Source organism: Brevibacillus sp. HD3.3A, assembly GCF_013284375.2.
Lineage (GTDB): Bacteria > Bacillota > Bacilli > Brevibacillales > Brevibacillaceae > Brevibacillus > Brevibacillus parabrevis.
Genome location: NZ_CP085874.1, coordinates 4545168 through 4561822 on the forward strand (window position 1 = coordinate 4545168; position 16655 = coordinate 4561822).

Here is a 16655-nt window from a genome sequence, read left to right on the forward strand (position 1 = left end):
ATCAATAGGTATGTCAAATAATTTGGCTTCTTCGTCATCCAAAGTTGTTTGGGACGAAGTTCGATTTAAGAACTAAATTTGTCAGGGGGGAGCACTATCATGAGCAATTCAAAAAAGATCATAGGCAGTATTGTTGCAGGTGCCACTTTAGGAGTCGGTATATATGGATATATGCACCTTAGTAAACCGGAAATAACGGAGGCTAATTCGAAATCACAATACGTCAATTCAGTAGCAGAGTTAAAAGAAGAACCAATCATTGGTGCAAAAATGTTTAAAGCCAACGATAATTACGGTTCCCTTTCAGGGACTATCGTCAAAACGGGTGAAGTAGAAAATTCTATAACCGAGGTAGTTATAGCGCAGCCTGATCGTTATTACGTAAAGTTTATTCCTAATTCAAATGATAAGGACGTTTATTTTGAAGCAGTTAACGATGGAAAATCAGTACAAATCAAGGAAGACAAAGGTCAAATTGTTGAGTCTAATCCATTTCCAACACAAAGTATAAGGGAATCACAAAATTTAAAGGAAAATAAGAAAGATGATAACGAAGTTAAGCTTAACTTAAACGGTACTTTCCTTCCAATTGGGAACGTCAATGAGATGCTTCACCCCGAAATGTATGTACAAAGTGTTTTTAGAAGAGGCGACATGAATGTTCTTGGTGAGGAAAAATATTTGGAAAGAGATGTAACCGTGATTGAAATCTCGAATGCACAACTTAAAATTGGGGACAGGCAGAAATTCTGGATAGACAACAAAACTGGGATAGTTTTAAAAACAGTACTGTATGATGATGATGATGAAGTACAAAGTCAGTATTTTGAAAGCATCGAATTTAATAATAAGAAAAACACGGGAACGTTTAAGTTGTTTAAGTAAAGTAAAATATTAATATCAAATATAAAATGCAAAGAGAACCCCAACTAGCTGGTTCTCTTTGCATTTTTCCTTGTTATGAAAGAAAAGGGAAGTAGCTGCGTTTGTTCATTCAAGCTAAATCTTTGCGAGGGGATAGCAGAATCGGGAATGCAGGGTGTTATTATTTACTGGGATATAGCTGATCCCCTAGACGGCACTGAAGTGGCAGCGATGTGGCAACTACTGGCTACAAAGGACATTGATGAAGGTCTTGAAGTTGTAAGTGAAAGGATTTTATAAACAGTACTTAAAAACCGTATGAAAGAATTAACAGGGTCCGCGTTAAGTCGATGCCTACCTCTTCCTATTAAGTCAGGTGCGAGCAAAACGACGAGTATAGAATTACTCTATCGAAATTGGATCAGTTACTTTTCAAATCCGCGGAGATCGTTTCTTCCTTCATTTATGCACCGTCTAACGTTTACGCAGCACTCGACCGAACACAGCGAGAATCGGAATCAGCAGCAAGCCTGCCGTAATCAGGGAAGCGCGAATCGACAGCCGATGCCCGATCCAGCCGACTACAGGTCCCCCCATCGTCTGTCCAAGCGCGTTGGACTGGCTCATCATCGACAAAATCGTCGCCCGCACACTGCTCTCGATATTCAAATTCAGCCACGTCTCGTACAAGGGACTGGTGAGTGAATCGATCACGCCGATCATAAGCAAGGCAACCAGCGCCCAGCCAAAATCGGGGGCGGTAGCAAAAGCGATGACCGCAGCGATTTTCAAGGCCGTCAACACGAACATGCCGACGACGACGATCCGCTCGTTGTTGACATCCAGCCGCTTCTCGGCAAAGCTGACAGCGAACAGCCCAAGCAAACTGGACAGCGCAGCGATGATTCCGAACCACATCGCCATGGAAATCCCGGCAACCTGCGGGAAGCCGATCTCGGAAATCAAATGCGCTTCATGCAAGCGGTCATACCCTTCGGAAGCTGCTCCTGTAAACAGCGTCACCAGCAAAATCAACAGCAAAATCGGCTCTTTGCGAATGACTCGCGCTCCCGACAGCCACGTCTCGCTCATCTCTTTCCACTGGGACGTGCCTTTCTCCCTCTCTCTTGGGGTAAAGCCCGTTTCTTTCATAAAGAAGATCAGAAAAACGCCCAGTGCCAGGTAGATCAACCCGCCAAACAAATACGGCAAGTTCGGGGCCAGCGTAGACAGCCACACACTCAGCCCGATTCCGAGCATATTCGCCAAAAGCGAGTAACGCTTCGCGCGCATAAAGATGCTGCCCAGCTTTTCCTCGCCCACCTCATCCACAATCCACGCTGTGTCGGCTCCACTGACGAACGTATCGCCCACGCCAAAAAACAGTTGGGCAATCAAGACCCAAACAAACGCAGAGACAAAAGGCAGCCAGCCATCGAGCACGGGAAGAATCCCTTGCAGCGCAAAGCCGATCCCCAACAGAAACATCCCGATGATAATGGACAGACGGCGGCTGTACGTATCGGCCACCACGCCTGTCACACCCTCAAACAGCAGGACGGACAGCTCCAGCACCATACCGACCAGCAAAAGCTCGAACGGGTTCAGGCCCAATGTCGCGATGTAAAAGATCGCGTAAGTCGTAAACATCGTCGTGTTGGCGAGTGACGCCATAAAACGTTTGACCATATATACAGTCGTTGCATTCATAACCATGGAAGCAGTCTCCACCTATTCTGGCAGAGGACACGTTCCGTCATTTTTCAGCCGTGAACAGGCTACTTCAATCGTTCCTTATCGCGAAGAAAAACCGCACGTGCCGCACTGCCGATTGTATTGTTTTCCTACCTGTTTACTTGCTTGCTCCAATTTGATGACTGACATCATTTAACACCTCCGAAAGTAATTAGTCATAATTATAAGGAGATTCCGCCCAAAAAGGTAGGGGAAAATAAGAAACCGCGCAGCATGTTGCTCGCTGCACGGTTTTTCCCGCCGTGTTTCTTCTCCGCTACTCTCTCTCTTATGCTTTCTTTCTGAACAGCCCCACGATGGAGAGCAAGAGCGCCAGTCCGGAAAGCACCAGAGGCAACGTGTTGCTTGTGCCTGCGCTTGCTGCTGCTTGACCGGTCGCAGGAGCCGGAGTTGTCGCTTCTGCTGCACCATGGCCATGATCGTGTCCAGCCTCGCCAACACCTGCTTTGACAGTCGTCACGGACGCTGGAGTCTTGGCGTCCTTGTCGCCTGTCCACTCCACTACCTCGCCGTCCGCATACGTTTGGTACGCTTTCCACGCCAGCGTGCCTTCTTCTTTCGGATTCGCCCCGACAAAAGCGAACTCCATGAACTCGTGCGCTTTGATCCCGCCGTTTGTCGCTGTCCAGACAAGTGCTGTGTTCACGCCGTCCTTGTCTTTTTCAAATTCATAGCTCCAGCCAGGAACAGGCTGAACGGTGTTTACTTTTACGCCAGCCGGAAATTCCAGCTTTACCTTCACTGTGTTGACGTCTTTTTCTACAGGAACGCGAACGGTGTATTTTTCATACGATCCGGTAGTCGTTTCTTTCGGATAGACGTTGACGTGCGCCTGTGCTGCTGTCGCGAGCGTCAGGACAGCTCCTGCCACCAATACACTGCTCATCCATTTTTTCATGTTCATCGAGAAAACCCTCCTAGTTTGTCGCTGCTTGCATAAGCGGCTTGTGTGTTTGTCGTGTCTGTTTTGTTTGTCGCGTCGGTCGGGTAGTTGGTTTGACTCATCCACAGCCCTGCCAACACAGCGACGATGCCAAAAACGATTTCCCAGCGCAGCCACTTCCTCTGCAACTGGTTGCTTCCCCGCCAGCGCTTTGTCTGTCTGTAGGCGAGCGCCAGCATGATGACGACGCTGACGATTTTTCCGTACAGCAGGTAGTTCCAGGCAAGCGAGCTTGCGAGAATGCTCGTCACGTCCGTTTGTACGAGCAGCATGAATACTCCCGTCACAACAGCAAGCACAGCCGCTGTCGCAACCAGGCGCAAAAAGAACCGCTTGAACGGCTCATTGCCCCGCTCCGCCTCTTTGGACACCAAGAGCAGGTAGACGAGCGCCCCCAGCCAGAGTGCCACTGTGAGCACATGCAGCAGCCGCAGCACGATCGACAGCCAGACGGGAGCAATTCCCCAAGCATGACCGCCAAAAGCTTGCGCGCTGATCAACAACACCCATATGCCCGCATACCAGCCAGACACCATGCCCGGTATCGCCAAAAGCAGCAAGAGAATAAAGGAGACGATCAGCATGACGGCAAAGGGAGACTGCATCAGCAAGTTGCTGTCCAGATGCAGCAAGGCGTCGGTCAAAGAAACAGCCTTCAGCGATTCGTCGTACAAGAACCAGAGAAAAATAAGTCCCACGATCGCAAGCGCCCAGCCGATCTGTCTGCCGATTCCGATCAGTGCCGCGAGCTTCGGCAAGCCGTAGCGCTGTCCCCACGCTGCGATCAAATACAGTCCGCCGCCCAGCAAAATGATCCCTTGGGCGAGGTAGCGATACACAATCAAGTAATTCGTGTCAGTCTTGTTTTCACCCGGCGGCACGACTACCGCGCTCTTTTGCCCGATGGAAAAAGTCAGGCGCTCCTCTACCGGATGGCCGTCCTCGGACACGACCGAGACGATGACGGAATACGTACCTTCCGCCAAATCGGCCGGAAGCTGCGCATTGACCTGCGAAGCGTCTCCCGGCTGAAGAGTCGGGCGTTGCATTTGTATTTCTTTCCCGTCCCAATCAAACAAACGTATGGTGACAAGGTCAGGCTCCAGTGTTTCGGTAAACCTCATGGAGATTTGCCCCGGATTCGTCTGTAGCAGCTCGCCGTCTTGCGGACTGCTGCCCATCATGCCGGCATGGGCGTAAGCCAAATTCGTTCCAATCGCAAGCACCAAAAAAAAGGCCAGCGAAAGCACGGTCCATAGTCGCTTTATGCTGTGCATCAGCATATCACCTACTTCCTTCGCCTTTTCGTCCTTAATCCTATCAAACTCGTCTACTTTTCTGTATGGCTCCATCGGGCTATCTGCTGTGACGATTTTTTGAAGCAAAAACTGGCGTTCCCGCCCTTCTTTCCCTGGTGCAGGTAGTTTTTCCATAATCGTCCTGACCCCATCCGTGCCCAAAACAAAAACCGAGGCAGGATGCTTCATTCATCCCATCTCGGTTCTTCTGCTTGTGGCGATTCGGTTTATCGGCCGCTCTTCATCTCAGTCCAGTAGCGGTCGTATTCTTGCAGCGTATCTCCGACATCAACCAGCCACTCGGCGCGGGCGATATCCGCTTTGTCCAGGAAGATCATTTTGTTCGCGCGATATTCTTCGCTGTGCAGTGGATATGCCTGTTCGTTCGGGTTGCTGTAGCCGATCGACTCGTAGTTTTTCACGCTGACTTCCGGCTCCATCAAGTAATTGATGAATTTCTCCGCCAAATCTTTGTGCTTGGCTCCTTTTGGAATCGCCAGCGTGTCTGCCCAGATCGTCGCGCCCTCTTTTGGAATGACGTACTCCACATCCGGGTTTTGTCCGTTAATAATCGCAGCGTCGCCAGACCAGACCGTACCGATCCACGCTTCTTCCGCGATCATTTTTTGCTTGATGTTGTCCGTATCAAAAGCCATGACGCTCGGCAGCACTTTTTTCAGATCAGCGAACGACTTTGCCAGCTCGTCCTTGTTTGTTGTGCTGTTGGAGAAGCCGTTTTTGATCAGAGCCATCCCCATCACTTCGCGCGGGTCGTTCAGCATGATGACGCGACCTTTGTACGCTTCGTTCCACAGATCGTTCCAGCTTGTCGGCGTTTCTTTGACATACTTTTTGTTGTAGGCAATCCCGGTGATTCCCCACGTGTACACGAGCGAGTATTTGTTTTCCTTGTCAAAAGGAGGCGTCTTGAACGTAGACACGATGTTTTTCATGTTCGGAATGTTTTCTTTGTTCAACTCTTCGAGAAGGCCGAGCTGAATCATCGTTGCCACCATGTAATCGGACGGCTGAATCAAATCGTAGCCCGATGCGCCAGCCTGGATTTTTGCCAGCATTTCCTCGTTGCTGCCATACACGTCGTAGTTGACTTTGACATTGTACTTTTGCTCGAAATCTTTGATGACATCCAGGTCAAAATTGTCTGCCCAGCTGTAGATGTTCAATACTTGCTGCTCGGGTTCGGACGACGAGGAGCAGCCGACAGCTGTCACTGCGAGTACGGCGGTCAAAGCGCCGATCATCATGGATTTGAAACGTTTCATTTTTTCTTCTCAACCTCCAAATCGGTATGGGATACGTCTGGTCAACTAAAAGTGAATCTGACCGTTTTTGGAATCTTTGCGGCGGAAAAGCTCGGCAATAATCACCAGCAGCACCGTGCTTGCGATCAACAGCGTCGAAAGCGCATTGACTTCCGGGGATACGCCGCGTTTTACCAGGCCGTAAATGTACAATGGCAGCGTGGTCGAATTAGGACCAGCCACGAAGAACGAAATAATGAAATCATCGAGCGACAAAGTAAACGACATCAAAAAGCCAGCGACGATTCCGGGCATGATCAATGGCAGCGTCACATGACGCAATGTTCCCCACGGGGTAGCGCCCAAATCTTGCGCCGCCTCCTCCAGCTCTTTGCCCATATCGGCCAGGCGGGCGGAGACGATCACCATCACATACGGCATGGAAAAGGTCACGTGCGCCATGATGAGTGTCCACTTGCCCAACTCCATGTGCACCTGACTGAACAAGACGAGAAGGGCAAGTCCCATCATGATCTCGGGAATCACAATCGGCAAGTAGATCAGCCCGTTGACGACATTGCGCCAGCGCAAGGAGTAATGCTTGATGGCGAGCGACGCAGCCGTGCCCAAAACCGTTGCCAGCACGCTGCTGATCACCCCGATGGACAGGCTGTTCATGAGCGCCTGCATGACTTGTCTGTTGTCGAACAAGGAGACGTACCACTTCCATGTAAACCCGTTCCACGTCGCGTTGATCCGCGAGTCATTGAACGAATATAGAACGAGAATCGCAATCGGCAAGTACAAGAAGACCAGCATCAGCCAAGAGTAGCCGGAAAGCGTATGTCTGCGCCACGTTTTCATGCTGCCCCCTCCTTTGCCTCGCCCGCTTTGACAGCGCGGAAGTACAGAAGAATCAGGAGCATGGACAACAGCATCAACACGATCGACAATGCCGAGCCAAACGGCCAGTCACGCGCCGAAAGGAACTGGTTCTGAATCACGTTTCCGATCAGGGCCGACTTCGCCCCGCCCATCACGTCCGGCACGACGAACATCCCGATCGAGGAGACAAAGACGAGAATCGATCCGGTGACGACGCCTGTTTTGGTCATCGGCAGCGTAACGTGCCAAAAAGCTCTCCACGGAGTCGCTCCCAGATCGTACGCCGCTTCCAGCTTGCGGCGATCCATCTGCTCCAGGGACACGTAAATCGGCAGCACCATGAACGGCAGCAGCGTGTACACCATCCCCAAAAGCACCGAACCGGAATTGTACAAAAGCGGCAATGGCTCCGTAATAATTCCCAATGATTGCAAAATCGTATTGACGACCCCCTGGGAGCGCAGGATGATCACCCAGGCGTAGGAACGGACCAGAAAGTTGATCCAGAACGGAATCATCACAAGCAACAGCCAAATTTGCTGGGACGACTTTTCCAGGCGGGAAATGTAATACGCAAGCGGATAGCCGCACACGATCGACAACACCGTTGTCAAAATGGCAACTACCAGCGTGTCCGCAAAAATTTGCCCGTACAGCGGGTCCCAAATGCGCACGTAATTGTTCAGCGTAAATTCATAGACAACTTGCCCGTATGTGCCTCTTTTAAGGAAGGACATCAGCGCAATCATAAGCATGGGCAGGACGAAAAGCACACCCATCCACAAAAGGGCGGGTGCTGCGAGCAGTTTTACCGGCTTTTTGTTCAACAAGTCAGGATCACCTCGTCCGTCTGCGCCCAACCAATGGCGACCCGATCTCCCACCTTCCAGTCCAGACCGTCTCCTGCGTACTGATGGGCCATGACTGTCATGTCTTGACCGTCGAGGCGGATGAACACTTTGCGCAGGTTGCCGAGGAATACCGCGTCAGCAATCGTTCCCAGCTTTTTGTGCTTGTCCTTGTCTGCTTCTGGCTGGTACAGCTTGATCTTTTCCGGGCGGACAGCTGTATTCGTCCCATTGTCGCGGAAAATGTTGTTTTCCCCGATGAAAGTAGCGACGAACAGCGTCTGCGGATGGTTGTAAATCTCGGCAGGAGAAGCGATCTGTTCGATCCGTCCTTTGTTCATGACGGCGATCCGGTCCGACATGGCCATTGCTTCTTCCTGGTCATGGGTTACGTAAATAAACGTGATCCCGAGGTTCTTTTGCAGATTTTTCAGTTCCAGCTGCAAGCTTTTGCGCAGTTGGTAGTCCAGGGCGCCAAGCGGCTCGTCCAGCAAAAGGACGCGCGGATTGTTGATGATCGCCCGGGCAATCGCCACACGCTGCTGCTGGCCGCCGGACAGTTGCTTTGGCGTACGTTTTCTCAGCTCGGTCAACTGCACGTACTGCAAAACTTCCTCCAGGCGCTGTTTTTGCTCTGCTGCACTTACTTTTTTCATTTTCAAACCGAACAAAATGTTTTGTTCGACAGTCATATGCGGAAACAGGGCGTACTGCTGGAACACCATGTTCATATCCCGCTGATAAGGCGGCACATGGGTGAGCGGCTTCTCGTCGAGGAAAATATCCCCGGAAGTCGGCTCCTCAAACCCTGCAATCATCCGCAAAAGCGTCGTCTTGCCGCAGCCGCTGGGGCCGAGCAACGTCAAAAACTCCCCTTCTTCAATGGAGAGAGAAAAAGAGGGGACGACGACAGTACCGTGAAAGCTTTTTTCAATTGAATCCAGATGAATAATCGTTTTCATTCCGTCATCTCACCATATGTCATTATACTCATAGCAACAATCTAGGTAACTATATCGTGTATGTCGACTTTTGTAAACAGTTTCACCCGCATTGGTCCTGATTTTTTTGCGGCTGGTCCCTCCTGTCAGCGGACAAAAACAAACGGAGCAGCCCAACAGTCTCTGCTCCATTTTTCCTGTGCGTTTGTTCTTACAAAGATTGCGATTTGAGCTTCCCGTTGGTGTCTACCGCGGTTCCTTTTTTCTTTCCCAGGAAATTCGTCCCGATGACACCGAGAATGATCATGAGCGCTCCGAGCAGGTGGTAGTAGGCGATCTGCTCCCTGAGAAGCACCACACCTCCGGCAATCGTCACGAGCGTTGACAAGTTGTTGAAAACACTCATCTTCGACGCTTCCATTTTCGACAAGGCAAAATTCGTCATGAAAGATGTCACCAAAGAAGACAGCACACCCAAATAGAGCACCGAGATAATAAACGACGAATGCGTGAGCGGCAGGAAAAACTCCGACAGCGTGCCGTTTGCGCCATGCTGGATCAAGGCCAGCGCGTTGAAGGCCAAAAAGCCGATTACGGAAACCATATACGTGACGTCTATATAATGGAAGGCTTTCGTCATCTTCTTCGCCAACACGCTATACCCCGCGAGCGACAAGGCCGAGAGCAAGATCAAAATGGTGCCGAGGCTGCTGCCCATCCCTACCCCTGCGCCCTTCATCGCGAAAATGAACACGACACCTGCTACAGACAGCAGCGTACAAAACTTTTGCAGCCACGTAGATGTCTCGCCGAGAAAAAAAGCGGCCATGACCATCGTGAAAATCGGAACGGTGGCGACAATGATCCCGGCTTCCGACGCGGTCGTGTACACCAGTCCAAACGTTTGCAGCCCGAAAAACAGCGCCGGATAGAGCAAAGCCAATGGCAAAATGACCAAAATGTCGCGCGGCTTGATCGACAGCCGGACCCATCCGAACAAAACGGGAATCGTCGCGGCGACAAAAGCGATCGTAAAGCGGTGCGCCATCGCGTCCATCGGAGTGGCTGACGTCAGCGCCATTTTTACGAAAATAAACGACAAGCCGACGATCATGGCATTCAAAAGTGCGGCCCCTATAGCTTTATGTTGATCCTTCAAGCTGATCTCTCCCCAATCGTTGCCTATGCAGCAATTATTTCCTGCTTTCATAGTAATGGGGCGGCAATCATGCTACAATGCAAAAAAAGACGATCTGTACCGATACAAAGTCCATGCGCCAGGAAGGGATTTCATGCATAAATATTTGCAATTGCAGAACGAGTTGGAGACGCTGATCGAGGGCAACACCTACCAGGATGGCGACAAGCTGCCGTCCATCCGCGAGTTGGCAACCCAATATCAATGCAGCAACAGCACGGTGATCCAGGCGCTGAACGAGTTGGAGAAACGTCATCTGATCTACTCGGTAGACCGCAGCGGCTTTTACGTCGTCAAAAAGCAGCGAGACAGCGAGCCAAACAACTGTAACAGCATCGACTTCGCCACCTCTGCCCCTGATCCTGACGTGTTTCCGTACCTTGACTTTCAACACTGTATCAACAAAGCGATTGAGACATACCGCAACGACCTGTTCCTGTACGGCACCGCCAAAGGGCTGCCTACGCTCATCCCCGTGATCGCCAAGCATTTGGCCAACCATCAGGTTTTTGCCAAGCCAGCGAACATCTTCATCACATCCGGCGTTCAGCAGGCGCTGTCGCTTTTGTGTACGATTCCGTTCCCCAACGGGCGGGAAACCGTCCTGATCGAGCAGCCGAGCTACCATCTGTTTATCGATTACTTGCAGATGCACAACATTCCGGTGACTGGGATCATGCGAACGGCGCAAGGAATTGATCTGGACGAGCTGGAGCGCATTTTCCGGACAGAAAAGATCAAATTTTTTTACACGATGCCGCGCTTTCACAGCCCGCTCGGAACGTCGTATACCCGCAAGGAAAAACAGCGCATTGCCGAACTGGCCCACCGCTACAACGTTTACATCGTGGAAGACGACCATATGGCAGATTTGGAGCATGACAGCAAGGCAGACCCGCTGTTCTCCTACGATCGTTTCGAGCGGACGATTTACATGAAAAGCTATTCCAAAATCATTTTTCCCGGGCTGCGCCTCGGTGTCGCCGTCATTCCCGATGCGCTGTGCGAGTCGTTTTTGCAGTTCAAACGGCTGCGGGACATCGATAGCTCCATGCTGTCCCAAGCCGCGCTGGAAATTTATTTGAAAAGCGGCATGTTTGAACGGCACAGGCAAAAAATCCGCCAATCGTATCAGCTCCGATCGAAGCTTCTGACAGAAGCGCTGCTCGCCCATGCAGCCCGCGCTGACGCTCTGTTTGCGTTTCGCCCTCTGCCTTATCCGGGGATTCACACGCATCTTGTGCTGGACCCGCGAGTTGACGCATCCCGTCTGATCCAGCTGGCTAAAAAACGCTCGATCTTGTTGGAAGCGGCAGACAGGCATTATTTGCCCCTGTTTCCCCGGGAAAATATTTTGAAGCTGAATGTATCCAACGCCAAGGCCGAATCGGTGGAAAAAGGAATTGACGAGTTGATGGCAGTATTGCATGCGATGCGGTTATAATGAAAGAAAAAAGTTTTTGCAAAAGCAGCAACCGTAACCATATTTCGGGAATATCCGTCTTAATTTGTATACAACATCGTTACGCCACACGACTCTACCCATTTTTATCCGTCGCAGCAGGCGGATCGCATGAGATGGACAAAGGAGAATGAAATGGTTCAGAACGTTTTAGATTTTTTGATGGAATACGGCATTTGGGGAGTCGTCATCCATTCTTTTGCAGACGCCGTCATCTTCCCCATTCCTGTATTCTTTCTGCAAGTTTCATTAAGCCTGATTGATCCATCCGCTGCTTTATGGATTGCAACCGCAGGATATATCGCGTGTCTGGTTGGTACACCCGTCGGCTACTTTCTCGGTAAACTGCTCGGCCACTCTGTCCTGTACAAACTGCTCAAAAAAGAGTGGATTGACTCGGCAACCGAGATGTTTCAAAAAAGAGGCGAAGTCGCCATTTTTGTCGGCTCCTTCACCCCGATTCCGTTCAAAGTATTCACGATCTTGTCCGGCTGTCTGAATTATCCGCTCTGGAAGCTGATCGGTTATGCCGCAATCGGCAGAGCCGTGAAATTTTACCTCGTCGGTTTCCTGTTTTACTTTTACGGGCGGATGGCGGAAAATATGGTCGGTCACGCCTCCCTGTACGTGTTCTTGCTGATGATCCCGATTTTGCTGATCGGACTTTTGGTGCGAAAAATGCGGGCCAAAAAACAACTGATGCAAACTGCCAACAAGCAAGCAGGGGAATGATCAGCTTGTAGCCTGGCTTGAATCATTATTCAGAAAGGAGCTGCAATATGAGCCAAACATATAAAGTCATGATTCAGCACCGAATAAACTACCCTACCCCCATTGAATTGACTCAAGGTCAAACCGTCATACTCGGTCGAGTCGACGATGATCCCGACGGTTGGAGGAACTGGAGGTACTGCTATACGCTTGACCATAGCATGGAAGGCTGGGTGCCTGAACAGATTATTCAAGCAAAGGACAAGGAAGGCATCATTACGGAAAATTACTCCGCAAAAGAGCTAGATGTAAATGAAGGAGATACGGTTGAGTTGCTCCAAGAGCTGAATGGCTGGGGATGGTGTATGTCCACCAACCGGGAATACGGATGGGTTCCGATGCGAAATCTTCAGCTTGCAAGCCAATAGCAATCTCTTTTTGCGCAAACGCTCGCTTCTATCTCGATATAGGAAAGAAAGAGTCCCTGTCTAGCCGTCAGGGACTCTTTTTGGGACAAACCCTTATGCTTTTTTCACGCGAATCGCTTCTTCCTCAACTTCCACCACGATCTTGCGCACATCCGCTTCCTCCATCAACAGATCGGCGATGCCATCTTCGACCTGCTGGGCGATCACGCGACGCAGCGGGCGTGCCCCGAAAGCGGGATTGTAGCCCAGCTCAGCCAACATTTCTTTGGCAGCGTCTGTCACTTCAAGCTCGATTCCTTGCTCGCCGAGATTCAGCACGACTTCCTGGAGCAGCAGCTCCACGATTTGCACCAAGTCTTGCTTTTCCAGATGAGCGAAAGAAATAATCGAGTCGAAGCGGTTCAAAAATTCCGGTTTGAAGTACGCTCCCAGCGAATCAAGCACAGTGCCAGGCTGCTGTTCCTCGGCGCCGAAGCCTAACGCTTTTTTGCGCTCAGCCACTCCGGCATTGCTCGTTGCGATAATGACCGTTTCCTTGAAGCTCACGGTGCGGCCCTGGCTGTCTGTCAGGCGGCCATCCTCCAAAATTTGCAGGAACATGTGCATGACGTCCGGGTGCGCTTTTTCGATCTCATCCAGCAAAATGATGCTGTACGGATTGCGGCGCACTCGCTCGGTCAACTGTCCCGCTTCCTCGTGGCCTACATAGCCTGGAGGCGAACCGATCAGCTTGGAGACGGAATGCTTCTCCATGTATTCGCTCATGTCGAGGCGAATCATCGAATCTCTCGTGCCGAACAGCTCCTCGGCGAGCGCTTTGGACAGCTCTGTCTTCCCTACGCCAGTCGGTCCGACGAACAGGAAGGAGGCAATTGGCCGATTTTTCGGCTTCAACCCGGCGCGGCTGCGGCGAATCGCCTTGGCGACCTGTGCGACAGCTTCCGATTGCCCGATGACTTTGGCTTCCAGGTGCGCAGCCAAATTTCTCATCCGCTCCTGCTCGTCGCTTTGCAGCTTGCGGACAGGGATGCCTGTTTTTTGCTCGATCATCTCCTGAATATCTGATACTTCCACTTTCGTGCGATTAGCGGCCCCATCAAGCTGATCCAGCTTGCCGAGAATTTCCGCTTCTTCATCGCGCAGGCGGGCAGCTTGCTCGTAATTTTCTTGCTCGGTCGCTGCTTTTTTCTCCTGGTTAATTTGCGCCAGGCGCTCATGCAGCTGGCTCGTATCTGCCGCAGAAGAGCGGAGATTCAGCCGCGATCCGGCTTCATCCATCAGGTCGATCGCCTTGTCAGGCAGGAAGCGATCCTGGATGTAACGATGCGAGTATTCGACGCAGGCGCGGAGCACGTCATCGGAGTAAGCGACCTGGTGGAAAGCTTCGTATTTCGGACGCAGTCCTTGCAAAATCTCGATAGCGGCCTCCACTGTCGGCTCTTTGACCATCACAGGCTGCAAGCGGCGCTCCAGCGCGGCATCCTTTTCAATGACGCGGTACTCTTTTAAGGTAGTGGCCCCAACCAGTTGCAGCTCGCCGCGCGCCAGGGCAGGCTTGAGAATGTTTCCGGCGTCCATCGAGCCTTCCGCAGAGCCTGCTCCCACCAGCAAATGAATTTCATCCACGAACAGGATGACGTTTTTGCGCGATTGCAGCTCGGCAATCACTTGCTTCATCTTTTCCTCGAATTGTCCGCGAATCCCCGTGCCTGCGACCAGAGAAGCCACGTCCAGCACGTACACTTGCTTGTTTTTCAGCTTGGCAGGCACTTGACCTTCCGTAATGCGCAAGGCCAGACCTTCGGCAATTGCCGTCTTCCCTACACCCGGCTCCCCGATGAGCACCGGGTTGTTTTTGTTGCGGCGGTTCAAAATCTCGATCACACGCTCGATTTCCTGGTCGCGTCCGATGACCGGATCAATCAGCCCTGCGCGGGCCGCATCGTTCAGATTGCGCCCCAGTTCGTCCAGAAGGCCGCCTCTGTCCGCAGTTGTCGCCTGTCCCTTCATGTTCGGCTGTTGACCGCCTTTTGCATGGGCCTGCGCTTGTGCGAAGCCTTGCAGGAAGTCGTCCAGACCGGAGAAGGAAGAGAACGGGCTGAAGCCCATCCCTACTCCCATTTTGCTGCCGAGCTTGGCATTGCACTCCCGGCACAGGTTGTAGGCTTGCTGTTTGTCTTGTACGCGTATATGGACGGACACAGTTGCTTGTCGTTGTTTGCAGATTTCACATTGCATGTTTCATACCCCCAAAATCATGCTTTTGGATTTTTTCTTATTTGTGTGTTCGACAGGTCAACGGTTGTTTGACCATTTCTGACCTTCGATGACTTTATTATAGTTTGACCTTCTTTGACTTTCAAGAGGGTAACTTTGGATTTTCTGCTTTCGCTTGGGAGAAGCTATACAGGACGCAGGTTCTCTCTTGCTTCGCCAGAAAACCCTTCCTATAATGAGGTTGATATTCGCTAAAGTCAGGGGGCTTTTCACTTTGAACACACTCGCGTATGGACTCCTCGGGCTGGTTGCCCGCACACCAAGCTCCGGCTATGATTTGATGCTCCAGCTGCAACCATTTTGGCAGGCCAAGCACAGCCAAATTTACCCGCTGCTGGCGAAGCTGGAACAGGAGGGCTATCTGGAGTTCACTCGCATCCACCAGACGGATCGTCCTGATAAAAAAGTGTATTCCATTACAGAAAAAGGACAGATTGCACTAAAAGTCTGGCTTAGCGAGCCGGCAGCAGAGCCTGTTTTGCGTGACGAGCTGGTGCTGAAAACGTACTGCCTCGGATTGGCGGACGAAAAAGCGGCCTCTACGATGTTTGTCGAGCGCATCCAGCAATGTCGCGAGCATTTGGACATGTACGAGCACTACTTAAAGGAGTACGAGAGTGATTCTGCCGAACATTCGTATCCGCCCGACCATCCGAACCATCCGGAATTTGGGGATTATTTGCTGCTTTCATGGGGATCACGGCGCATGAAAGAGGATATCGCCTGGTGCGAGTGGGTGTTGGAGCTGTTGCAGAAGCGTTCCTAAAAACAAAAAGCAAACGCGTCTTTGGAACATTGCGCTCCAAAACACGTTTGCTTTTTCTTTCGTTTTCGTCCATGACATGATAGAAAGATACAGACGCTCGCTAAAAGGAGTGCGCCTCTACTTCTGCCAGCGTGGGCAGCGATGGCTGCGCCCCGCGTCTAGTCACGACGATCGCAGCCACTTTGCTGGCAAATCCGGCTGCTTCCACATCCGACATCCCTTTTGCCATGCCCACGGCAAAAGCTGCGGTAAACGAATCGCCTGCCGCAGTCGTATCCACTGGCTCGACCCGACAAGCAGGCACATGCACGGTTTTCTCCTCCGTGACCAAAAGCGCGCCTTTTTCGCCCAGGGTGACAATGATCCGTCTCGGACCGCTTGCCAAAAGCTTTCTCGCCGCTTCCCCGGCTTCTTCCGGCGTCGTGACGGGCAGACCGCTCAAAATGGCCAGCTCTGTTTCATTCGGCGTCAAGGTGTGCACATGCTGTAACAGTTCCTGCGAGAGTGCCCTTGCCGGAGCCGGATTCAAAATGACCAGCTTGCCGAGCGCAGCTGCCTTTTTCACGACGTATTCCACGACGTGGAGCGGGATTTCCAGCTGCAACAGCACGACGTCGCTCTGCTCGATAATCGACAGGTTCTCATCGATGTGCTCTATGCTCACTTGTGCATTGGCTCCGGGAACCAGCACAATGTTGTTTTCCCCGTCATCGCTGACATTGATGAAGGCCATGCCAGTCGTACCCTCGCGCTTGATTCCTTCGACATGAACCTGCGCCTCTGTCATGCCCGCAAGCATGATGGTGCCATTTTCATCCTCGCCCACCATTCCGATCATGGATACGTGCGCGCCCAGACGTGCGGCAGCAACTGCCTGATTCGCCCCTTTTCCGCCTGGAATCAGCATAAAGTCATGGCTTGCAATCGTTTCTCCTGCCTTGGGCAGATGGTGGACGTGGGAGACGAGATCCATATTGATGCTTCCTACTACTGCGATTTTCACAACGTGCTACCTCC

General features: G+C 51.5%; 15 protein-coding genes. 5 read left to right on the forward strand and 10 right to left on the reverse strand.

What is annotated here, in order from left to right:
• The first annotated feature begins 99 nt into the window (after positions 1-99).
• Entirely contained in the window at positions 100-885 is a 786-nt protein-coding gene (locus HP435_RS21200) for a LolA-like protein (RefSeq protein WP_122963831.1), read from the forward strand.
• 453 nt (positions 886-1338) lie between these two features.
• On the opposite strand, the gene HP435_RS21205 is transcribed toward HP435_RS21200, so the two are convergent.
• From HP435_RS21205 to HP435_RS21240, 8 genes are all read right to left on the reverse strand, one after another.
• On the reverse strand, positions 1339-2580 hold the full coding sequence (locus HP435_RS21205; protein ID WP_173599911.1) for an MFS transporter: 1242 nt from the start codon (positions 2578-2580) through the stop codon (positions 1339-1341).
• A gap of 307 nt (positions 2581-2887) precedes the next feature.
• Positions 2888-3523 (reverse strand): YcnI family copper-binding membrane protein, encoded by a 636-nt coding sequence (locus tag HP435_RS21210; RefSeq protein ID WP_122963829.1) that lies wholly within the window; start codon positions 3521-3523, stop codon positions 2888-2890.
• The gene (locus tag HP435_RS21215) at positions 3520-4995 is read right to left on the reverse strand and encodes a copper resistance CopC/CopD family protein (RefSeq protein WP_229049729.1); all 1476 of its coding nucleotides are present in this window, start codon (positions 4993-4995) and stop codon (positions 3520-3522) included. Before HP435_RS21215 ends, HP435_RS21210 begins: the two co-directional genes overlap by 4 nt.
• 92 nt (positions 4996-5087) lie before the next feature.
• Entirely contained in the window at positions 5088-6143 is a 1056-nt protein-coding gene (locus HP435_RS21220; protein ID WP_122963828.1) for a polyamine ABC transporter substrate-binding protein, read from the reverse strand.
• A gap of 45 nt (positions 6144-6188) precedes the next feature.
• On the reverse strand, positions 6189-6986 hold the full coding sequence (locus HP435_RS21225; protein ID WP_122963827.1) for an ABC transporter permease: 798 nt from the start codon (positions 6984-6986) through the stop codon (positions 6189-6191).
• The gene (locus HP435_RS21230) at positions 6983-7786 is read right to left on the reverse strand and encodes an ABC transporter permease (RefSeq protein WP_063228172.1); all 804 of its coding nucleotides are present in this window, start codon (positions 7784-7786) and stop codon (positions 6983-6985) included. Before HP435_RS21230 ends, HP435_RS21225 begins: the two co-directional genes overlap by 4 nt.
• 44 nt (positions 7787-7830) lie before the next feature.
• On the reverse strand, positions 7831-8817 hold the full coding sequence (locus HP435_RS21235; RefSeq protein WP_122963826.1) for an ABC transporter ATP-binding protein: 987 nt from the start codon (positions 8815-8817) through the stop codon (positions 7831-7833).
• 190 nt (positions 8818-9007) lie between these two features.
• Positions 9008-9955 (reverse strand): DMT family transporter, encoded by a 948-nt coding sequence (locus HP435_RS21240; RefSeq protein ID WP_173596793.1) that lies wholly within the window; start codon positions 9953-9955, stop codon positions 9008-9010.
• Between the two features lie 133 nt (positions 9956-10088).
• Between HP435_RS21240 and HP435_RS21245 the strand changes: the two genes are divergently transcribed.
• From HP435_RS21245 to HP435_RS21255, 3 genes are all read left to right on the forward strand, one after another.
• Entirely contained in the window at positions 10089-11438 is a 1350-nt protein-coding gene (locus tag HP435_RS21245) for an aminotransferase-like domain-containing protein (protein WP_122963824.1), read from the forward strand.
• Positions 11439-11591: 153 nt separating this feature from the next.
• On the forward strand, positions 11592-12188 hold the full coding sequence (locus HP435_RS21250) for a YqaA family protein (protein WP_122963823.1): 597 nt from the start codon (positions 11592-11594) through the stop codon (positions 12186-12188).
• Between the two features lie 47 nt (positions 12189-12235).
• On the forward strand, positions 12236-12595 hold the full coding sequence (locus HP435_RS21255) for an SH3 domain-containing protein (protein ID WP_122963822.1): 360 nt from the start codon (positions 12236-12238) through the stop codon (positions 12593-12595).
• Positions 12596-12688: 93 nt separating this feature from the next.
• Here the strand turns inward: HP435_RS21255 and HP435_RS21260 are convergent, their stop codons facing one another.
• Positions 12689-14833 (reverse strand): ATP-dependent Clp protease ATP-binding subunit, encoded by a 2145-nt coding sequence (locus tag HP435_RS21260; protein WP_122963821.1) that lies wholly within the window; start codon positions 14831-14833, stop codon positions 12689-12691.
• 253 nt (positions 14834-15086) lie between these two features.
• Between HP435_RS21260 and HP435_RS21265 the strand changes: the two genes are divergently transcribed.
• A complete protein-coding gene (locus HP435_RS21265; RefSeq protein ID WP_122963820.1) occupies positions 15087-15638 on the forward strand; it encodes a PadR family transcriptional regulator in 552 nt (183 codons plus the stop codon).
• Positions 15639-15738: 100 nt separating this feature from the next.
• Here HP435_RS21265 and rbsK read toward each other — a convergent pair whose 3' ends face one another.
• A complete protein-coding gene (gene rbsK / locus HP435_RS21270; RefSeq protein ID WP_122963819.1) occupies positions 15739-16641 on the reverse strand; it encodes a ribokinase in 903 nt (300 codons plus the stop codon).
• Between the last annotated feature and the right edge of the window lie 14 nt (positions 16642-16655).